The sequence below is a fragment of the Pseudomonas sp. MF08817 genome (assembly GCF_059862705.1).
In genome coordinates this window covers 56284-73414 of record NZ_JCBCUY010000010.1, presented here as the reverse complement: position 1 = coordinate 73414, position 17131 = coordinate 56284, and the positions used below count along the sequence as shown (strand labels likewise).

13 protein-coding genes are annotated in these 17131 nt (G+C 64.4%); 2 read left to right on the top strand and 11 right to left on the bottom strand.

Annotated features, from left to right (window positions below; all coding sequences use genetic code 11):
* Together AC19YR_RS08300 and AC19YR_RS08295 are read left to right on the top strand one after the other, a co-directional pair.
* Positions 1-855: an FTR1 family iron permease gene (locus AC19YR_RS08300; RefSeq protein ID WP_095110766.1), complete on the top strand. Its 855-nt coding sequence runs from the start codon at positions 1-3 to the stop codon at positions 853-855.
* Complete coding sequence (locus tag AC19YR_RS08295; RefSeq protein WP_500597935.1) at positions 843-2213, top strand: 4Fe-4S binding protein; 1371 nt, start codon at positions 843-845, stop codon at positions 2211-2213. The genes AC19YR_RS08300 and AC19YR_RS08295 overlap by 13 nt, the downstream gene beginning before the upstream one ends.
* A gap of 78 nt (positions 2214-2291) precedes the next feature.
* On the opposite strand, the gene AC19YR_RS08290 is transcribed toward AC19YR_RS08295, so the two are convergent.
* The 11 genes from AC19YR_RS08290 to AC19YR_RS08240 all read right to left on the bottom strand — a co-directional run bounded on the left by AC19YR_RS08290 (position 2292) and on the right by AC19YR_RS08240 (position 16971).
* Positions 2292-2987 (bottom strand): anaerobic ribonucleoside-triphosphate reductase activating protein, encoded by a 696-nt coding sequence (locus AC19YR_RS08290; RefSeq protein ID WP_176465159.1) that lies wholly within the window; start codon positions 2985-2987, stop codon positions 2292-2294.
* Complete coding sequence (nrdD, locus tag AC19YR_RS08285; RefSeq protein WP_095110769.1) at positions 2984-3151, bottom strand: anaerobic ribonucleoside-triphosphate reductase; 168 nt, start codon at positions 3149-3151, stop codon at positions 2984-2986. The genes AC19YR_RS08290 and nrdD overlap by 4 nt, the downstream gene beginning before the upstream one ends.
* Before the next feature lie 31 nt (positions 3152-3182).
* Positions 3183-5198, bottom strand: a complete 2016-nt coding sequence (locus tag AC19YR_RS08280) for a ribonucleoside triphosphate reductase (protein ID WP_095110770.1) — start codon at positions 5196-5198, stop codon at positions 3183-3185.
* Between the two features lie 305 nt (positions 5199-5503).
* Positions 5504-6496 carry a GTP 3',8-cyclase MoaA gene (moaA, locus tag AC19YR_RS08275; RefSeq protein ID WP_500597933.1) on the bottom strand — a complete coding sequence of 331 codons (993 nt, stop codon included), beginning with the start codon at positions 6494-6496 and terminating at the stop codon, positions 5504-5506.
* A 25-nt stretch (positions 6497-6521) separates the two neighbouring features.
* Positions 6522-7457, bottom strand: coding sequence for a peptidylprolyl isomerase (locus tag AC19YR_RS08270; RefSeq protein ID WP_095110772.1), 936 nt, complete (start codon positions 7455-7457; stop codon positions 6522-6524).
* Positions 7450-8148, bottom strand: coding sequence for a respiratory nitrate reductase subunit gamma (gene narI / locus AC19YR_RS08265; protein ID WP_500597931.1), 699 nt, complete (start codon positions 8146-8148; stop codon positions 7450-7452). Before narI ends, AC19YR_RS08270 begins: the two co-directional genes overlap by 8 nt.
* A complete protein-coding gene (gene narJ, locus AC19YR_RS08260; protein ID WP_095110774.1) occupies positions 8141-8896 on the bottom strand; it encodes a nitrate reductase molybdenum cofactor assembly chaperone in 756 nt (251 codons plus the stop codon). The genes narI and narJ overlap by 8 nt, the downstream gene beginning before the upstream one ends.
* Positions 8897-8898: 2 nt before the next feature.
* Positions 8899-10437 carry a nitrate reductase subunit beta gene (gene narH, locus AC19YR_RS08255; protein WP_095110775.1) on the bottom strand — a complete coding sequence of 513 codons (1539 nt, stop codon included), beginning with the start codon at positions 10435-10437 and terminating at the stop codon, positions 8899-8901.
* A gap of 1 nt (position 10438) precedes the next feature.
* On the bottom strand, positions 10439-14212 hold the full coding sequence (locus AC19YR_RS08250) for a nitrate reductase subunit alpha (RefSeq protein ID WP_095110776.1): 3774 nt from the start codon (positions 14210-14212) through the stop codon (positions 10439-10441).
* 68 nt (positions 14213-14280) lie between these two features.
* The gene (locus AC19YR_RS08245) at positions 14281-15678 is read right to left on the bottom strand and encodes a NarK family nitrate/nitrite MFS transporter (protein WP_095110777.1); all 1398 of its coding nucleotides are present in this window, start codon (positions 15676-15678) and stop codon (positions 14281-14283) included.
* 66 nt (positions 15679-15744) lie between these two features.
* The gene (locus AC19YR_RS08240; RefSeq protein ID WP_371856250.1) at positions 15745-16971 is read right to left on the bottom strand and encodes an MFS transporter; all 1227 of its coding nucleotides are present in this window, start codon (positions 16969-16971) and stop codon (positions 15745-15747) included.
* Between the last annotated feature and the right edge of the window lie 160 nt (positions 16972-17131).

Here is a 17131-nt window from a genome sequence, read left to right as displayed (position 1 = left end):
ATGAATCAATCGATGTTCATCGTCTGGCGCGAAAGTGTCGAAGCCCTGTTGGTGATCGGCATTCTCCAGGCCTGGGTCGGCCAACAGGCCCAGGCCTCGCGCCTGCACCGTTTCCTGTGGGGCGGCGTGCTGTTGGGGCTGCTGCTGTCGGGAGTGCTGGCCGGGCTGATCCTGTTTGCTGGCGAGGCCATGAGCGGCGCGGCCAATGAGTGGTTCCAGGCTGCGCTGACCCTGGTCGCCAGCCTGCTGATCGTGCAGATGGTCAGTTGGATGCACCGCCACGGCCGCACCCTGCGCCACGACCTGCTGCGCGACGCCGATCACCAGGTGGCGCGCCAGGGCGGCCTCGGCCTGCTATTGCTGGCGATGCTGGCGGTGAGCCGCGAAGGCAGCGAAACCGTGGTCTTCCTCTATGGCCTGGGCGCGCGCCTGCAAGGCTCGGCCCTGGGCCTGTTCGCCATCGGTGGCGTACTTGGCCTGTTGCTGGCGGGCCTGACCGTGGCTGTGTTGCACGGCAGCCGCCGGTTCATTTCCTGGCGCAGTTTTTTCGCCATCAGCGAAGTCATTCTCCTGCTGCTGGGCGCCGCGCTGCTGGTCAGCGCCACCGAGCGCATCGGCGGCCAGTTGCTTGCCCTGGATGTGCCGCAATGGGTGTATGGCGCGGTCGGTGAGGGCCTGTGGGACACGGGCCCGTGGTTGGATGACGGCCGTGGCCTGGGCAGTTTCCTCGCCGATTTTGCCGGCTACCGGGCCAGCCCCAGCGCCGCCGTGCTGCTGGCGGTGGTGGCTTACTGGCTGGGCGTCGGTGGCTGGCTGCGCCGCGCCTCCCGCGAGCGCCTGCCATGTCCGGCCTGAGCCTGGGCAACCGTTGGCTCGCACGCCTGGGCGATGGCATGCGCCGCCATGGCGCAGCGATCCGCGCCATGCAATGGGCGGTGGTGCTGTTCTACGCCGTGCTGCTGGTGATCCCAGCGTGGCTGCCGTTGCCCGACAGCCAGGCGCGGATGCTGGATAACCTGACCCTGTTCGCACAGTTTCTGTTCTGGGGCCTGTGGTGGCCGTTCGTGCTGTTGTCCATCGTCCTGTTCGGGCGCCTGTGGTGCGGCGTGCTCTGCCCCGAAGGTTCCCTCAGCGAATGGGCCAGCCGCCACGGCCGTGGCCTGGGCGTGCCGCGCTGGCTGCGCTGGGGTGGTTGGCCGACCCTGGCGTTCTGCCTGACCACCCTCTACGGCCAATTGATAAGCGTCTATGACTACGCCCAGGCCGCGTTGCTGATCCTCGGCGGCTCCACGGTGGCCGCCGTGGCGGTGGGCCTGATGTTTGTGCGCGGCAAGCGCATCTGGTGCCGCTACCTGTGCCCGGTCAGCGGCGTGTTCGCCCTGCTCGCGCGCCTGGCCCCGGTGCATTTCGCCGTGGACGAACAGCGCTGGCTGGCCAACACCGCCCCGCGCCTGCCCCCGCCCAACTGCGCGCCGCTGCTGGACATCCGCCGCATGCGTGGCGCCAGCGACTGCCATGCCTGCGGGCGCTGCAACGGGCAACGCGGCGCGGTGCAGTTGATCGCCCGCTCCAGCAACGCGGAAATCCTCGACGCCGACCCGCGCAGCGTATCGCTGTGGGATGCGCGCTTGCTGCTGTTCGGCGTGATCGGCCTGGCCATGGGCGCCTTCCAATGGACCGTCAGCCCCTGGTTCATCACCCTCAAACAGGCCCTGGCGCAGTGGCTGGTGGAGCACGATGTGCTGTGGCCCCTGGACGACAACGCCCCCTGGTGGCTGCTGACCCACTACCCGCAACTCAACGACAGTTTCAGTTGGCTCGACGGCGCCAGCATCGTCCTCTACCTGGGCCTGAGCGCCCTGCTGCTGGGCGGTGGCCTGATGCTCCTGCTGCGCCTGGCCGCGCGCCTGGGCCGCCAGCCCTACCTGGCGCTGGCCCTGACCCTAACCCCCGTGGGCGCCGCCGGGTTGTTCCTCGGCCTCTCGGCCACCACCGTCAAACTGCTGCGCTACGAAGGCCTGATCCTGGCCTGGGTACAACCGGCCCGCGCCTTGCTGTTGCTGGCGGCCATTGCCTGGTGCCTGGCCCTGGGCTGGAAACGCCTGGGCCGCGACCCCGCCGCCCCCACCCGCCGCCTCGCCGCCATGGCGTGCCTGATAGCCGCAAATGGCGGCGTGGGCCTCGGCTGGTGGTTGCAATTCTGGGGGTGGTAGAGGGGGGGTGAGCGAAAAGCTGCAAGCTCCTGCCTCTGCTTGCAGCTTGTAACTCACAGCTCACAACTGCTCCCCCTCCTATCCTCGCAAGATGAATTCCGGAAACAGCTCGCGCATTTGCGCCCATAGTTCTGCCTGGCGGGTTTGGGGGGAGATGAGGGACAGTTCGGGGTCGAGCATGCGGGCGGTGCGGACCAGTTGGATGGCGAAGCGTTTTACCCCGCGCTCGCTCAGTTGTTCGGCCAACTCCAGCAGGCGCGGCGGGTCGAACAAGTGCCAGTGCACGGTGGTGCGGCATTCGTAGTCCACGCCGCTGTCGAGCAGGTGGTCCAGGCTGCGCCAGTTGGCGGCACCGCTGCCGGCCACGCCGGTCACGCTTTCGCTGTCCTGGGGCAGGGCTTTGACGTCGAAACCTACCCAATCGGCCAAGCCCACCACTTTGGCGAACGCTGCGGGTTTGATCCCGGCGCTGTGCAGGCCGATGCGAAAGCCCATTTGCCGCACTTCATGGATGGCCGCCGGTAAGCCTTCTTGCAGGGTCGGTTCGCCGCCGCTGAACACCACGGCGTCGAGCAGGCCTTGGCGGCGTTGCAAAAACGCCAACACCCGGCACCAATCCAGCTCGGCGCTACCGCGCGGGCCGATCAGGTCCGGGTTGTGGCAGTAACGACAACGCCAGGCACAGCCCTGGCAAAACAGCACGCAGGCCAGTTGCCCGGGGTAGTCGAGCGTGGTCAGGGGCACCAGGCCCCCGACCCTGAGCATTCGACTCATTGGCGGGCGGCCATGGCCGCGGTTTCGGTGAAGTGCTGACGCTCGCGGTGTTCCGATTGCTTACCGGGGTTGAAGGCCGCGACGGGGCGGTGGTAGCCCATCACCCGGGTCCAGACTTCACAGCGTTGGCGTTGGTCTTGCGGCAGGGTTGCGGTGGCATTCATGGTGAGACTCCTTGCGGTGGGTAAAGGGAAATCAGTCGGCGCTGCCAAGCACCTGGGCCTGTTGCAGCAGGGCTTCGTCGCACTTGGGGCAGAACTCGTGTTCGCCGTCGAGGTAGCCGTGCACCGGGCAGATGGAGAAGGTTGGCGTCACGGTCAGGTACGGCAGGCGGAACCGGCCCAGGGCGTTGCGCACCAGTTGCTTGCAGGCCTGGGTCGAGGAAATGCGCTCGGCCATGTACAGGTGCAGCACGGTGCCGCCGGTGTATTTGCATTGCAGCGCATCTTGCAGTTCCAGCGCCTCGAAGGGGTCGTCGGTGAAGCCCACCGGCAGTTGCGAGGAGTTGGTGTAGTACGGCGCCGTGGCGCAACCGGCCTGGAGGATGTCCGGGTAGCGCTTGAGGTCTTCCTTGGCGAAGCGGTACGTGGTGCCTTCGGCCGGGGTGGCTTCAAGGTTGTACAGGTGGCCGGTTTCTTCCTGAAAGCGCAGCAGGGTGGCGCGTACATGGTCGAGCAGGCGCAGGGCGAATTCGCGGCCCTGTTCGGTGTGCGTGCCCTCTTGGTCACCACTGAAGTTGCGCAGCATCTCGTGCAGGCCGTTGAGGCCGATGGTGGAGAAGTGATTGCGCAAGGTGCCCAGGTAGCGCTTGGTGTAGGGGTAGAGGCCGGCGTCCATGTGGTGCTGGATCACCTTGCGCTTGACCTCCAGGCTCTCCATCGCCAGTTCCATCAGGGTGTCCAGGCGCTGCAACAGGCCGCTGGTGTTGCCCCGGAACACATAGCCCAGGCGCGCGCAGTTGATGGTCACCACCCCCAGCGAACCGGTCTGCTCCGCCGAGCCGAACAGGCCGCCGCCACGCTTGAGCAGTTCGCGCACGTCCAGTTGCAGGCGGCAGCACATCGAGCGCACCTGGTTGGGCAGCATGTCGGAGTTGAGGAAGTTCTGGAAATACGGCAGGCCATAGCGCGCGGTCATCTCGAACAGGCGATCGGCGTTTTCGCTGTCCCACGGGAAATCATGGGTGATGTTGTAGGTGGGGATCGGGAAGGTGAACACCCGCCCCTTCGCGTCGCCGGCCTGCATCACTTCGATGTAGGCGCGGTTGAGCAGCTCCATTTCCGCTTGCAGGTCGCCGTAGGCAAAAGGCATTTCCTCGCCACCGATCACCGGGATCTGCTCGCGCAGATCTTCCGGGCAGACCCAGTCGAACGTCAGGTTGGTGAACGGCGTCTGGGTGCCCCAGCGCGACGGCACGTTGAGGTTGTAGATGAACTCTTGCAGGGCCTGGCGGATCTCGGGGTAGGTCAGTTGGTCCTTGCGCACATAGGGCGCCAGGTAGGTGTCGAAGGAGCTGAACGCCTGGGCGCCGGCCCATTCGTTTTGCAGGGTGCCGAGGAAGTTGACCATTTGTCCCAGGGCGCTGCTCAGGTGCTTGGGCGGCCCCGCCTCCACTCGCCCCGGCACGCCGTTGAGGCCTTCGTGCAGCAGGGTGCGCAGGGACCAACCGGCGCAGTAGCCGGCGAGCATGTCCAGGTCGTGGATATGCAGGTCGCCCTCGCGGTGGGCCTGGCCGATTTCATGGCTGTAGACCTCATCCAGCCAGTAGTTGGCGGTGACCTTGCCCGACACGTTGAGCACCAGCCCGCCCAAGGAGTAGCCCTGGTTGGCGTTGGCCTGCACGCGCCAGTCGTCGCGGTCCAGGTACTCGTTCATCGAGGTGGCGACTTCCACCAGGGTCTTGCGGTCGCGACGCAGGCGTCCGTGTTGCTCGCGGTAGACGATATAGGCACGCATGGCAAAGAAGTAGCCGGCGTCCATCAACACCCGCTCCACCCGGTCCTGGATCTGCTCGACATGCAAGCGGCCATGGCCCTCCAGGCGTGCGAGTACGGCGTCGAGCAACACCTCGGCCTCAACCTCGGTGTACTCGCCCGTGGCCCGCCCAGCGGCGATCAACGCCTGGCGGATCTTATCGGCATCAAAGGCCACCAGGCTGCCATCGCGCTTATGCAACCGGTTCAGTCCCGCCGTAATCAACGTGCTCTGCATCCCGCCTCCAGACACTACATATAGGTGTTTATAGTTTTAAAAACACAAGATGCGGGAAAGACTACGGACAAAGCCCCCTCAGGCCATTGACCGACATCAAGTTTTGCAGGCGAAAAAAACCGCCCACAGGGGCGGCAAAAGGGAATTGATCGCATTAGGTGCGGGCCCTGCCCGCGAGGAAGCCGGGGCAGGCGCTGCACTTCTGGCGGCCGGAATGCCGCCATCGCGGGCAGGCCCGCTCCCACAGAAGAGAAACAAATCCCGCCCACAGCCACAGAGGAAAAACAAACCTCGCCCACAGCCCCTTAACCGCCACTCACACTCATAAACCGCAAAATCTGCACCGAACCATCGGGGCTGAAGTCGTGGCGTTGGGGTTTGCCGCGCAAGGCGGTTTGGATGGCTTCGATCAGCGGCGCGTCGTTCAAGGGGTAGCGGCGCAGCAGGCCGCGCAGGTCCAGGGCGTTTTCCTGGCCCAGGCACAGCAGCAGGCGCCCTTCCACGGTCATGCGCACCCGGTTGCAGGTGGCGCAGAAGTTGTGGCTGTTGGGCGAGATAAAGCCAATGCGCGTCTGCGCGTGGCGGGCCAGGCGCACATAGCGCGCCGGGCCGCCGCTGCTTTCGGTGCTGTCGAGCAGGGTGTGATCGCGCTCGATCAGCGCCCGCACCTCGTCACTGGAGCAGAACGACTCGCCGCGTTCGCGGCCCACCTCGCCCAGGGGCATCTCCTCGATAAAGCTGATGTCGATGCCCTGGTCGATGGCGTATTGCACCAGCGCCGGCACTTCGTCGAAGTTACGCCCCTTCATCACCACGCAGTTGAGCTTGACCCGGGCGAACCCCGCGTCCCGCGCCGCTTCGATCCCGGCCAGCACCTGGGCCAGGTCGCCGTTGCGGGTGATGGCGCGAAACCGCGCCGGGTCGAGGCTGTCCAGGCTGATGTTGATGCGCTTGACCCCCGCCTCCACCAGCGGCCGCGCCAGGCGCCCGAGTTGCGAGCCGTTGCTGGTCATCACCAATTCGCGCAGCCCTGGCAGCGCGGCGATGTGCCGGCATAGGTCGACAATCCCCGGGCGAATCAGCGGCTCGCCTCCGGTCAGGCGGATCTTGCGCACCCCCAGGCCGACAAACACCCCGGCCAGGCGCTGCAACTCTTCCAGGGTCAGCACCTGTTGGCGGGGCAGGAAGGTCATGTTCTGCGCCATGCAATACACACAGCGAAAATCACAACGATCGGTGACCGACATCCGCAGATAGTCGATCTGGCGTCCAAAACCATCCTGCATGACTGTTTTCATCCCATACTCCCCGTTGGCCAAAGGCTCACTGCACCAGCGGCGAGTCCGCGCCCTGCAAGGCGATACCGCGCACATCGGCGGCGCCGATCAGGGTTTGCAGGTATTGCACCAGGGCCTTTTGCCACACGCCTTGCTGCAACTGAGTGCGGATCGCCACCGCCACCGCTTCATAGGGCAGCGGCATGCCTTCCACGCGCTGATCGACGCTCACCACGTGCCAGCCGTAGCGGCTTTCCAGGGGCTTGGCGCACAACCCCGGGGCCAGGGTGAACAGTTGCCGCTCGAACTCCGGCACCGTCTGGCCCTTGCTGATTTGCCCCAGCGCCCCACCCTGGGCCTTGGACGGGCAGGCCGAATACTTGAGCGCCAACTCGGCGAAGCTGCCGGGCAGGTCAGCCAGGCGTTGCACCAGGATGTCCGCCTGCTCGCGCGCCAAGTGGCGCGCCTCGGCGTCGTCCGGCGCGCACTCCAGGAGGATGTGCCGCACCGCCAGCAACGGTGCGCTGTGAAAGCGCGCCCGGTTGCTCTCGTAGTAACGCAGGCACGTGGCCTCGTCGCATTGCGGCACCTGCACTTCGCGCTCCAGCAGCAGGCGGGTGGCCGCTTCCTCTTCGTTTTCCCCGGCGCCGACCTGCAACAGCAGGCCTAGCTCGGCGATACGCTGCTGCAACAGCTCGCGGATCACCAGGGCGCGGGCGGCCAGGAACACCGCCTCCTCGCGGCTTTCAGCCGGGTGGTATTGCAGCTCCAGGGCCATGGCCTCGGGGGTGATGGCCACGCCGTTGACGCTGACGATGGGCCATTCCTGCTCGCTGCTGGCGATCAACTCTGGCGCAGCCTCGGCCACGGGCTCGAATTCCACCGCGCCGCTGGCAGCCGCCACTGGGGCCAGGCTTTCTTTATTGGACGACCCGCAGCCACCGCCGCCGTTGCCGCCGCCACATCCGCAGCCACTAGACATGATTGCCTCCTTGGGCTTTTTGCCGAACGATTTGATAACGCCGCCCCAAGTACCACACCGGCGCGCTGACGATATGCACCAGGCGGGTGAACGGGAACAGCACGAACAGGGTCAAGCCGAGGAACACGTGCAGCTTGTAGGTCAGGCCCACCGGGGCGATGGCCGCCGCCGCTTCCATCGGGCGCAGCATCACGGTGTTCTGCGCCCAGTCGGCGAGCAGCACCATCACCGAGCCGTCCATGTGGGCGGTGGAGGCGGCGATGGTCAGCAGGCCCAGGAGCAACTGCGCCAACAGCACGAACAGGATCAGGATGTCCGAGGGGCTGGAGGTGGCGCGTACCCGTGGGTCGGTCAGGCGGCGGTTGATGAGCATCAGCAGGCCGATCAGGCACAGGCCGCCGAAAAAGCCGCCCGAAACCATGGCCAACAACTGCTTATGCTCGGTGCTGATGACGTGGTGGTAGATCGACGCTGGGGTCAGCAGGCCGACAAAGTGCCCGGCCAACACAAACAACACGCCGACATGGAACAGGTTGCTCGCCACGCGCATGCCGCGCCCGCTGAGCATCTGGCTGGAGCCGGCCTTCCAGCTGTACTGCGACAGGTCGAACCGCGCCCAACTGCCGATCAGGCAGATCGCCAGGGCGACATAGGGATAAATCCCGAAGGCCAACAGATTCCACTTATCCATGCTTCACCTCCACGGCAGGCGCGCCGGCCTGCCCTTCATGCTGAAAATCCACCCAGTGCAACGGCACCGCGCTTTCCTCGCGGGCCTTGCCCGGGGCGCTGGGCATCGAGCTGCAACGGTCCTGCTGCTCGGCCTTCATAAAGTCCACAGCCTCTTCTTCCCAGACCTTGTCCAGGGCTTCGAGGGAGTCGTCGCGTACCTCCGCCGCCACTTGCTCACGCAACTCGGCCACGGCCTTTTGCGGCTCCATGCCGGCGATTTGCAGCAACGCACGAAAGCAACTGGCGTAAGCGCTTTCGCGCTCGTCCAGGCGCGCCGCCAGCAGGGCCAGTAAATGCCCGACATCCGCCAGGCCCTCGCGGGCCTCGATGTCTTCACGGGTGGAGAGGAACTCCAGGTACAACGGGATGTAGTCGGGCAGTTCCTTGACGCCGATGGCGAACCCCGCCGCTTCGTACTGGGCCATCATGTCGACCATGGCCTGGCCCCGGTCGCGGGACTCGCCGTGGACGTGCTCGAACAGCAAAAGCGACAGCGAGCGGCCACGGCCGAACAGCGCGCCGTAGTGTTCCTGGCCGTCCATCAGGTCATTGCCGCAGATCAGCTCCAGCAGCTCGAACAAACCGCCGCGCTGCTTGGGGCTGATTTCCCGGGCCTGGATGATCGCCTGCTCCAGTTCATCGCGCCCCTCTATCAGGCCCTGGGTCGGGTAATCGAGGAGCAACGAAATCACTTTCAGGATGCGCATGCTCATTCCTCCCACAGCTGTACGGTTTTGAGCACGTCGCGGCGGTTGGCCTTCTTCGCGCCGAACATGTTGGTATCGGAACTGCCGCTGCAGCCGCTGCCGAAGCTGAAACCACAACCCGAACGCTCGGCGAAGGCGTCGCTCAGGGCCTCTTCACGGTGGGCGCTGGGCACGACGAAGCGGTCTTCGTAGTTGGCGATGGCCAGGTAGCGGTACATCTCTTCAACCTGGGCCACGCTCAGGCCGACGTCTTCCAGCACTTGCAAATCCTGCACGCCGTCCACCTGTTCGGAGCGCTTGTAAGCGCGCATCGCCAGCAGGCGCTTGAGGGCGCGCTTGACCGGTTTTTCATCGCCGGCGGTGAGCAGGTTGGCCAGGTAGCGCAACGGAATGCGCAGGCTGTCGACGTCCGGGATCACCCCGTTCATGCCCACGGTGCCAGCCGCGGCGGCGTTCTGGATCGGCGACAGGGGCGGCACGTACCAGACCATCGGCAAAGTGCGGTACTCGGGGTGCAACGGCAGGGCCAATTTCCAGTCCACGGCCATTTTGTACACGGGCGAACGCTGCGCCGAGTCGATCACCGACTGCGGCACGCCATCGGCCAGGGCCTGGCGAATCACCGCCGGGTCATTGGGGTCGAGGAAAATTTCCAGCTGCTTCTCGTACAGGTCCTGCTCGTTGGCGGTGCTGGCCACCTCGCTGATGCGGTCGGCGTCGTAGAGCAGCACGCCGAGGTAGCGGATGCGCCCCACGCAGGTTTCGGCGCACACGGTGGGCATGCCGGCCTCGATGCGCGGGTAGCAGAAGATGCACTTCTCGGATTTGCCGCTTTTCCAGTTGAAGTAGATTTTCTTGTACGGGCAACCGCTGATGCACATGCGCCAGCCGCGGCATTTTTCCTGGTCGATCAGGACGATGCCGTCCTCTTCACGCTTGTAGATCGCGCCGCTGGGGCAAGACGCCGCGCACGCCGGGTTGAGGCAGTGCTCGCACAGGCGCGGCAAGTACATCATGAAGGTGTTTTCGTACTCGCCATAAATGTCGGCCTGGATCTGGTCGAAGTTCTTGTCCTTGCGCCGCTTGGCGAACTCGGTGCCCAGGATTTCCTCCCAGTTGGGGCCCCACTCGATTTTTTCCATGCGCTTGCCCGACACCAGCGAACGCGGGCGGGCCACCGGTTGGTGCTCGCCCAGGGGCGCGGTGTGCAGGTGCTGGTAGTCAAAGTCGAACGGCTCGTAGTAGTCGTCCAGGCTCGGCAGGTCGGGGTTGGCGAAGATGTTCGCCAGTACGCGGAACTTACCGCCAATCTTCGGGTTGATCGAGCCGTTGGCGTTGCGCACCCAACCGCCCTTCCACTTGTCCTGGTTTTCCCATTCCTTGGGGTAGCCGATGCCGGGCTTGGACTCGACGTTGTTGAACCATGCGTATTCCATGCCTTCGCGGCTGGTCCAGACGTTCTTGCAGGTGATCGAGCACGTGTGGCAACCGATGCACTTGTCCAGGTTCAGCACCATGCCGATCTGTGAGCGAATTTTCATCTCAGTTCTCCTCGATATCGGTCGGCAATGGGCGCGGCAGGTCATCGCCGCTGGAGCCATCGAGCCAATCCACCTTGGCCATCTTGCGCACCACGACGAATTCGTCGCGGTTGCAGCCCACGGTGCCGTAATAGTTGAAGCCGTAGGCCTGCTGGGCATAGCCGCCGATCATGTGGGTCGGCTTGAGCACCACCCGGGTCACGGAGTTGTGGTGCCCGCCACGGGTCTTGGTGGTTTCGGAACCGGGCAGGTTCACGATCCGTTCCTGGGCGTGGTACATCATCACCATGCCCTCCTTGACCCGCTGGCTGACCACTGCGCGGGCGGTCACGGCGCCGTTGATGTTGAAGCACTCGATCCAGTCGTTGTCCTCGATGCCGGCGCGCTGTGCGTCGATCTCCGAGAGCCAGACAATCGGCCCGCCACGGCTCAAGGTGAGCATCAGCAGGTTGTCGCTGTAGGTGCTGTGGATGCCCCATTTCTGGTGCGGGGTGATCCAGTTCAGGACGATCTCGGTGTGGCCGTTGCTGCGCTTGTCCTTGACGCCGGCGATGGTCTGGGTGTTGACCGGTGGGCGGTAGCTCATCAACTGCTCGCCGAAGGCCTGCATCCACGGGTGATCCTGGTAGAACTGCTGGCGGCCGGTGATGGTGCGCCATGGGATGTTTTCGTGGACGTTGGTGTAGCCGGCGTTGTAGCTCACGTGTTCGTCTTCCAGGCCCGACCAGGTGGGGCTGGAGATGATCTTGCGCGGCTGCGCCTGGATATCGCGGAAGCGGATCGCCTCGTGGGCCTTGGGCAGCGCCAGGTGGCTGTGGTCGATGCCGGTGAACTGCGACAGTGCGGCCCAGGCCTTGACCGCCACATGGCCGTTGGTTTCCGGGGCCAGGGACAGGATCACTTCGGCGGCGTCGATGGCGGTGTCGATTTTCGGCCGGCCCTTGCTGATGCCTTCATCGCCTTCGCGGTAGTTCAGTTCACCGAGAAATTTCACCTCGTCATCGGTGTTCCAGTTGATGCCCTTGCCGCCGTTGCCGAATTTTTCCAGCAAGGGGCCGAGCGAGGAGAACTGCTTGTAGATGTTCGGGTAGTCGCGTTCCACCACATGGATGTTGGGCGCGTTCTTGCCCGGTTGCGGCGCCACGCCGGCGGTTTTCCAGTCGGTGCCGCCAAAAGGCTGGGCCAGTTCGCCGACGCTGTCGTGCAACAGCGGCACGGTCACCAGGTCTTGCTCGACGCCCAGGTGGCCGTCGGTCATGGCCGAAAACGCCTTGGCGATGCCTTTGTAGATTTCCCAGTCCGAACGCGATTCCCACGCCGGGTCGATGGCGGCCGACAGCGGGTGGATGAAGGGGTGCATGTCGGAGGTGTTCATGTCGTCTTTTTCGTACCAGGTCGCCGTGGGCAGCACGATGTCGGAGTACATGCAGGTGGACGACATGCGAAAGTCCAGGGTGGTCACCAGGTCGAGCTTGCCGATGGCGCCCTCCTCGACCCATTCGGCCTCGGTGGGCGTGCAGTCGCCGACCTTGCCGCTGTCTTCGTTCATCACCCCGTTCTTGGTGCCCAGCAGGTACTTGAGCATGTACTCGTGGCCCTTGCCCGAGGAGCCCAGCAGGTTGGAGCGCCACACAAACATATTGCGCGGGAAGTTCACCGGGTTGTCCGGTTGCTCGCAGGCAAAGCGCAGGCTGCCGTCCTGCCAGGACTTGACCACGTAATCCTTGGGCGCCATGCCGGCCGCGGCCGCGTCACGGCATACGTGCAGCGGGTTCATGTTCAGTTGCGGCGCGCTGGGCAACCAGCCGGCGCGTTCGGCGCGGATGTTGTAGTCCAGGGCGTGTTGGGGGAACTGCGACTTGTCGGCCAGGGGCGAGAGCACGTCGTGCATGTTCATTTTTTCGTGGCGCCACTGGGAGCTGTGGCCGTAGAAGAAACTGGTGCCGTTCATCTGCCGTGGCGGGCGGTTCCAGTCCAGGCCGAAGGCCAGGGGCAGCCAGCCACATTGCGGGCGCAGTTTTTCCTGGCCCACGTAGTGGGCCCAGCCGCCGCCGGTCTGGCCGACGCAGCCGCAGAGCATGAGCATGTTGATGAGGCCACGGTAGTTCATGTCCATGTGGTACCAGTGGTTCATCGCCGCGCCGACGATAATCATCGAGCGGCCTCGGGTCTTGTCGGCGTTGTCGGCGAACTCACGGGCGATCTGGATGGCTTTCTCACGGCTCACGCCAGTGATCTGCTCCTGCCAGGCCGGCGTGCCGGGCACGCTGGCATCGTTGTAGTCGCGGGCCACGTTGGCGCCGCCCAGGCCACGGTCGATGGCCAGGTTGGCGGCCGACAGGTCGAACACCGTGGCCACCTTGACCTGGCTGCCATCGGCCAGGGTCAGGTTGTGCACCGGCACGCGGCGGTACTGCACCGCATCGCCCGCCACGTGCTGGAAGTAGTCCTGCACTTCGCCGGCGAAATAGGGGAAGCCCACTTCGGCCACATCGGCGCCGATCAGGCTCAGTTTGAGGTCGATTTCACGGCCTTCGCCGCCCTCGCGCGGCAGGATGTTCCACTTGCCCTTCTCGCCCCAGCGGTAGCCGATGGAGCCTTGCGGCGACACCAGTTCGCCGCTTGCGTCCATGGCGATGGTTTTCCACTCGGGGTTGTTCTCCTGGCCCAGGTTGTCGGCCAGGTCCGAGGCGCGCAGGAAGCGGTCGGGCTGGTAACCGGCACCCGGGGCGAAACCGGTCATGGGCTTGAGCAGCACCAGCACCGGCAAGTCCGTGAAGCGCTTGGCGTAATCGGTGAAGTACGCGCTCGGTTTGTCCAGGTGGAATTCTTTGAAGATCACATGGTTGAAAGCCTGGGCCAGGGCGGCGTCGGTGCCCTGCTTGGGGTTGAGCCACAGGTCGGTGAGCTTGGCCACTTCCGAGTAGTCGGGGGTGATGGCCACGGTCTTGGTGCCCTTGTAGCGCACCTCAGTGAAGAAGTGTGCATCCGGGGTACGGGTCTGCGGGACGTTGGAGCCCCAGGCAATGATGTAGTTGGAGTTGTACCAGTCGGCCGATTCCGGCACGTCGGTCTGCTCGCCCCAAACCATGGGGGACGCGGGCGGCAGGTCGCAGTACCAGTCGTAGAAACTCAGGCACACGCCGCCGATCAGCGACAGGTAACGCGAGCCGGCGGCGTAGCTGACCATGGACATGGCCGGGATCGGCGAGAAGCCCACCACCCGGTCAGGGCCGAATTCCTTGACGGTGTAGACGTTGGCGGCGGCGATGATTTCGTTGACTTCGTCCCAGTTGGAACGGATGAAGCCACCCATGCCGCGCTTGCTTTTATAGGACTCGGCCTTGGCCTTGTCCTCGACGATGCTTGCCCAGGCTTCCACCGGTTTCATGGTCAGCCGTGCTTCGCGCCACAGCTTGAGCAGGGGCTTGCGGATTTTCGGGTACTTGAGCCGGTTGGCGCTGTAGATGTACCAGCTGTAGCTGGCGCCACGGGGGCAGCCGCGCGGTTCGTGGTTGGGCAGGTCGTTGCGCGTGCGCGGGTAGTCGGTCTGCTGGGTTTCCCAGGTAATCAGGCCGTTTTTCACATAGATCTTCCACGAGCACGAGCCGGTGCAGTTCACCCCATGGGTGGAACGCACGATCTTGTCGTACTGCCAGCGCGAACGGTAGACGTTCTCCCAGTCGCGGGACTCCTGGCGGGTCTCGCCGTGACCATCGGAGAATTCGCCTTGCTTACGCTTGAAAAACCGCAGTTGGTCCAATAGATGACTCATGTCGCTTTCCTCTCAGGCTTGCTGCGGGGTTCTGTGCCCCGCCCACGCAATGGTTGGATTCGGGTCGGTTAGCAGGGGGTCTGCGCACCCTTGCGGGCGTACCACCACCAGGTCACGGCAATGCAACTCAGGTAGAAGCCGACGAACATGTAGAAGGCCGCCTCCGGGCCGCCGGTCAGGGCCATGGAGCTGCCGAAGGTCTTAGGAATGAAAAACGCACCGAAGGCGCCCATGGCGGAGCTGAAGCCCAGCACCGCGGCCGACTCCTTGCCGGCGTTGCGCAGCGCTTGCTCGCGCGCGGCGGGCGGTTGGCCGGCGCTGGCCTTTTCGTGGAGGGTGCGAAAAATCACCGGGATCATGCGAAAGGTCGAACCGTTGCCCACCCCGGTGGTGATGAACAGCAGCATGAACATGCCCAGGAACCCGTAGAAGTTGCCGCCCTGGCCGTTGTGCGGCAAAAAGTGCAGCACGCCGAACACCATCACGATCATCAACACGAAGTTCCACAGGGTCACGCGGGCGCCGCCCAGTTTGTCCGCCAGCCAGCCGCCCAGCGGCCGCACGAGGGCACCGACCAGGGGGCCGAGGAAGGCGAATTTGAGCGCGATCACGTCCGGGAACGAGGTTTTGATAAGCAGCGGGAACGCCGCCGAAAAACCGATGAACGAACCGAAGGTGGCCAGGTACAGCCAGCACATCAGCCAGTTGTGCTTGCGCTTGAAGATCACCGCTTGCTCGCTGAACGAAGCGCGGGCGCTGGACAGGTCGTTCATGCCGAACCAGGCGATCAGGGTTACAGCGATGATGAATGGCACCCAGATGAAACCGGCGTTCTGCAACCACAATTGGCTACCGTCGGCCAGCACTTGCGGGTTGCCGCCAATGAAGCCGAACACACCGAAGGTAATCACCAGCGGCACGCAGAACTGCATCACCGACACCCCCAGGTTACCCAGGCCGGCGTTCAGGCCCAGGGCCGTGCCTTGCTGGGCCTTGGGGTAGAAGAAGCTGATGTTGGACATACTGGAGGCGAAGTTGCCGCCGCCAAAACCGCAAAGCAAGGCGATCAGCACGAACACGCTGTAGGGGGTGTTGGGGTCTTGCACGGCAAAGCCCATCCACAGCGCCGGGGCCAACAGCGAGGCGGTGCTCAGGGCCGTCCAGCGGCGGCCGCCGAAGATCGGCACCATGAACGAGTAGAACACCCGCAAGGTCGCGCCGGACAACCCGGGCAATGCCGCCAGCCAGAACAACTGGTCGGTGGTGAAACTAAAGCCCACGGCGTTGAGGCGCACGATCACCGTGCTCCACACCATCCATACGGCAAAGGCCAGCAACAGTGCGGGAATGGAGATCCACAGGTTGCGGGTGGCGGTCTGCTTGCCGCTGGCGCCCCAGAATGCGGGGTCTTCGGGGCGCCAGTCATGGATCACTGGGCCCGAATCGGGCTTTTGCGCAATGGTCATAATCACTCTCCTCGCATCATTAAAAGGGCTGCCCTGGCGTATGCGTGTGTGTAGCAAGCGGGCTAGCTACAGGGGGCGTTTGCCCAGCAGCGGGTTCTTGCGCACTTCGCTCAGGTACATCCAGGCCAGCGACACCCAGACCACGCCGTACATCAACATGAAGCAGGACGAGCGCACGCCGGTCAGGTCCACCAGGGCGCCAAACAAAATCGGCAGCACAAACCCGCCCAGGCCACCGGCCAGGCCGACGATGCCGGACACCGCGCCCATGTTTTTCGGGTAGTCATCGCTGATGTATTTGAAGACCGAGGCCTTGCCGAACGCGAAGGCGATGCCCATCACGAACAGCAGCACGGTGAACAGGGTGGCGTTAAGGCCGATATGGAAATCCAGGGGGCCGTTGACGGTCTGCACCTGTAATTGGGTGGGCGGGTACGACAGCAAAAACAGGCAGACCCAGCTCACCCACAGCACCCACCAGGTCACGCTGTGGGCGCCCCAGCGGTCCGACATCCAACCGCCCACCGCGCGCAGCACACCGCCGGGCAGGGAGAAACAGGCCGCCAGCAACGCCGCGCTTTGCAGGCTGAAGCCGTATTCCTGCACGTAGTACTTGGTCATCCACAACGCCAGGGCCACGTAGCCGCCGAAGACGATCGAGTAGTACTGGCAGTAGCGCCACACGGCCGGGTCTTTCAGGCAAGCCAGTTGCTCGCGCAGGGTGGCGCCGCTGGCGCTGCGGTGGCTTTTGTTCTCGGCGGTGAGGAACCAGAACAGCAATGCGGTGATAAACAGGATCGCGCTGAACACCTTGGGCACCAGGTGCCAGGTGCCGAACGCAATCAACGCCGGGGCCAGGAACTTGGTGACCGCCGCCCCCGCATTGCCGGCGCCGAACACGCCCATGGCAAAACCCTGGTTGTCCTTGTCGAACCACTTGGCGACGTAGGCGATGCCCACCGAAAACGAACCGCCGGCCAAACCGACGAACAGGCCCAGCACCAGGAACTGCCAATAGGCAGTGGCGTAGGTAATCAGGTACAGCGGCAACACGCAGGTGAGCATCAGCAGAAAGAACACGATGCGCCCGCCGAAGCGGTCAGTGAGCAGCCCCAGGGGCAGGCGCACCAGCGAGCCGGTGAGCACAGGCGTGGCTGCCAGCAGGCCGAACTGGGTCTCGTTGAGTTGCAGCAACTCTTTGATGGGCACGCCCAACACGGCGAACATCATCCACACCATAAAACACACGGTGAAGGCCAGTGTGCTCATGCCCAGCACCAAGCCTTGTTGCATACGCGCTTGAGTCACGATGCTCTCCAGTCAGTTGAACAATGACTGCAGACTAGGGACACAGCCCCGGCAAAACTTGACTCAGGTCAACGTGGGCCTTGGGGGTATTGGCCTATGCTTGTGCCCTCTACCTCTTAGGTGGTAGTTCGAAAAACAAGAGAAA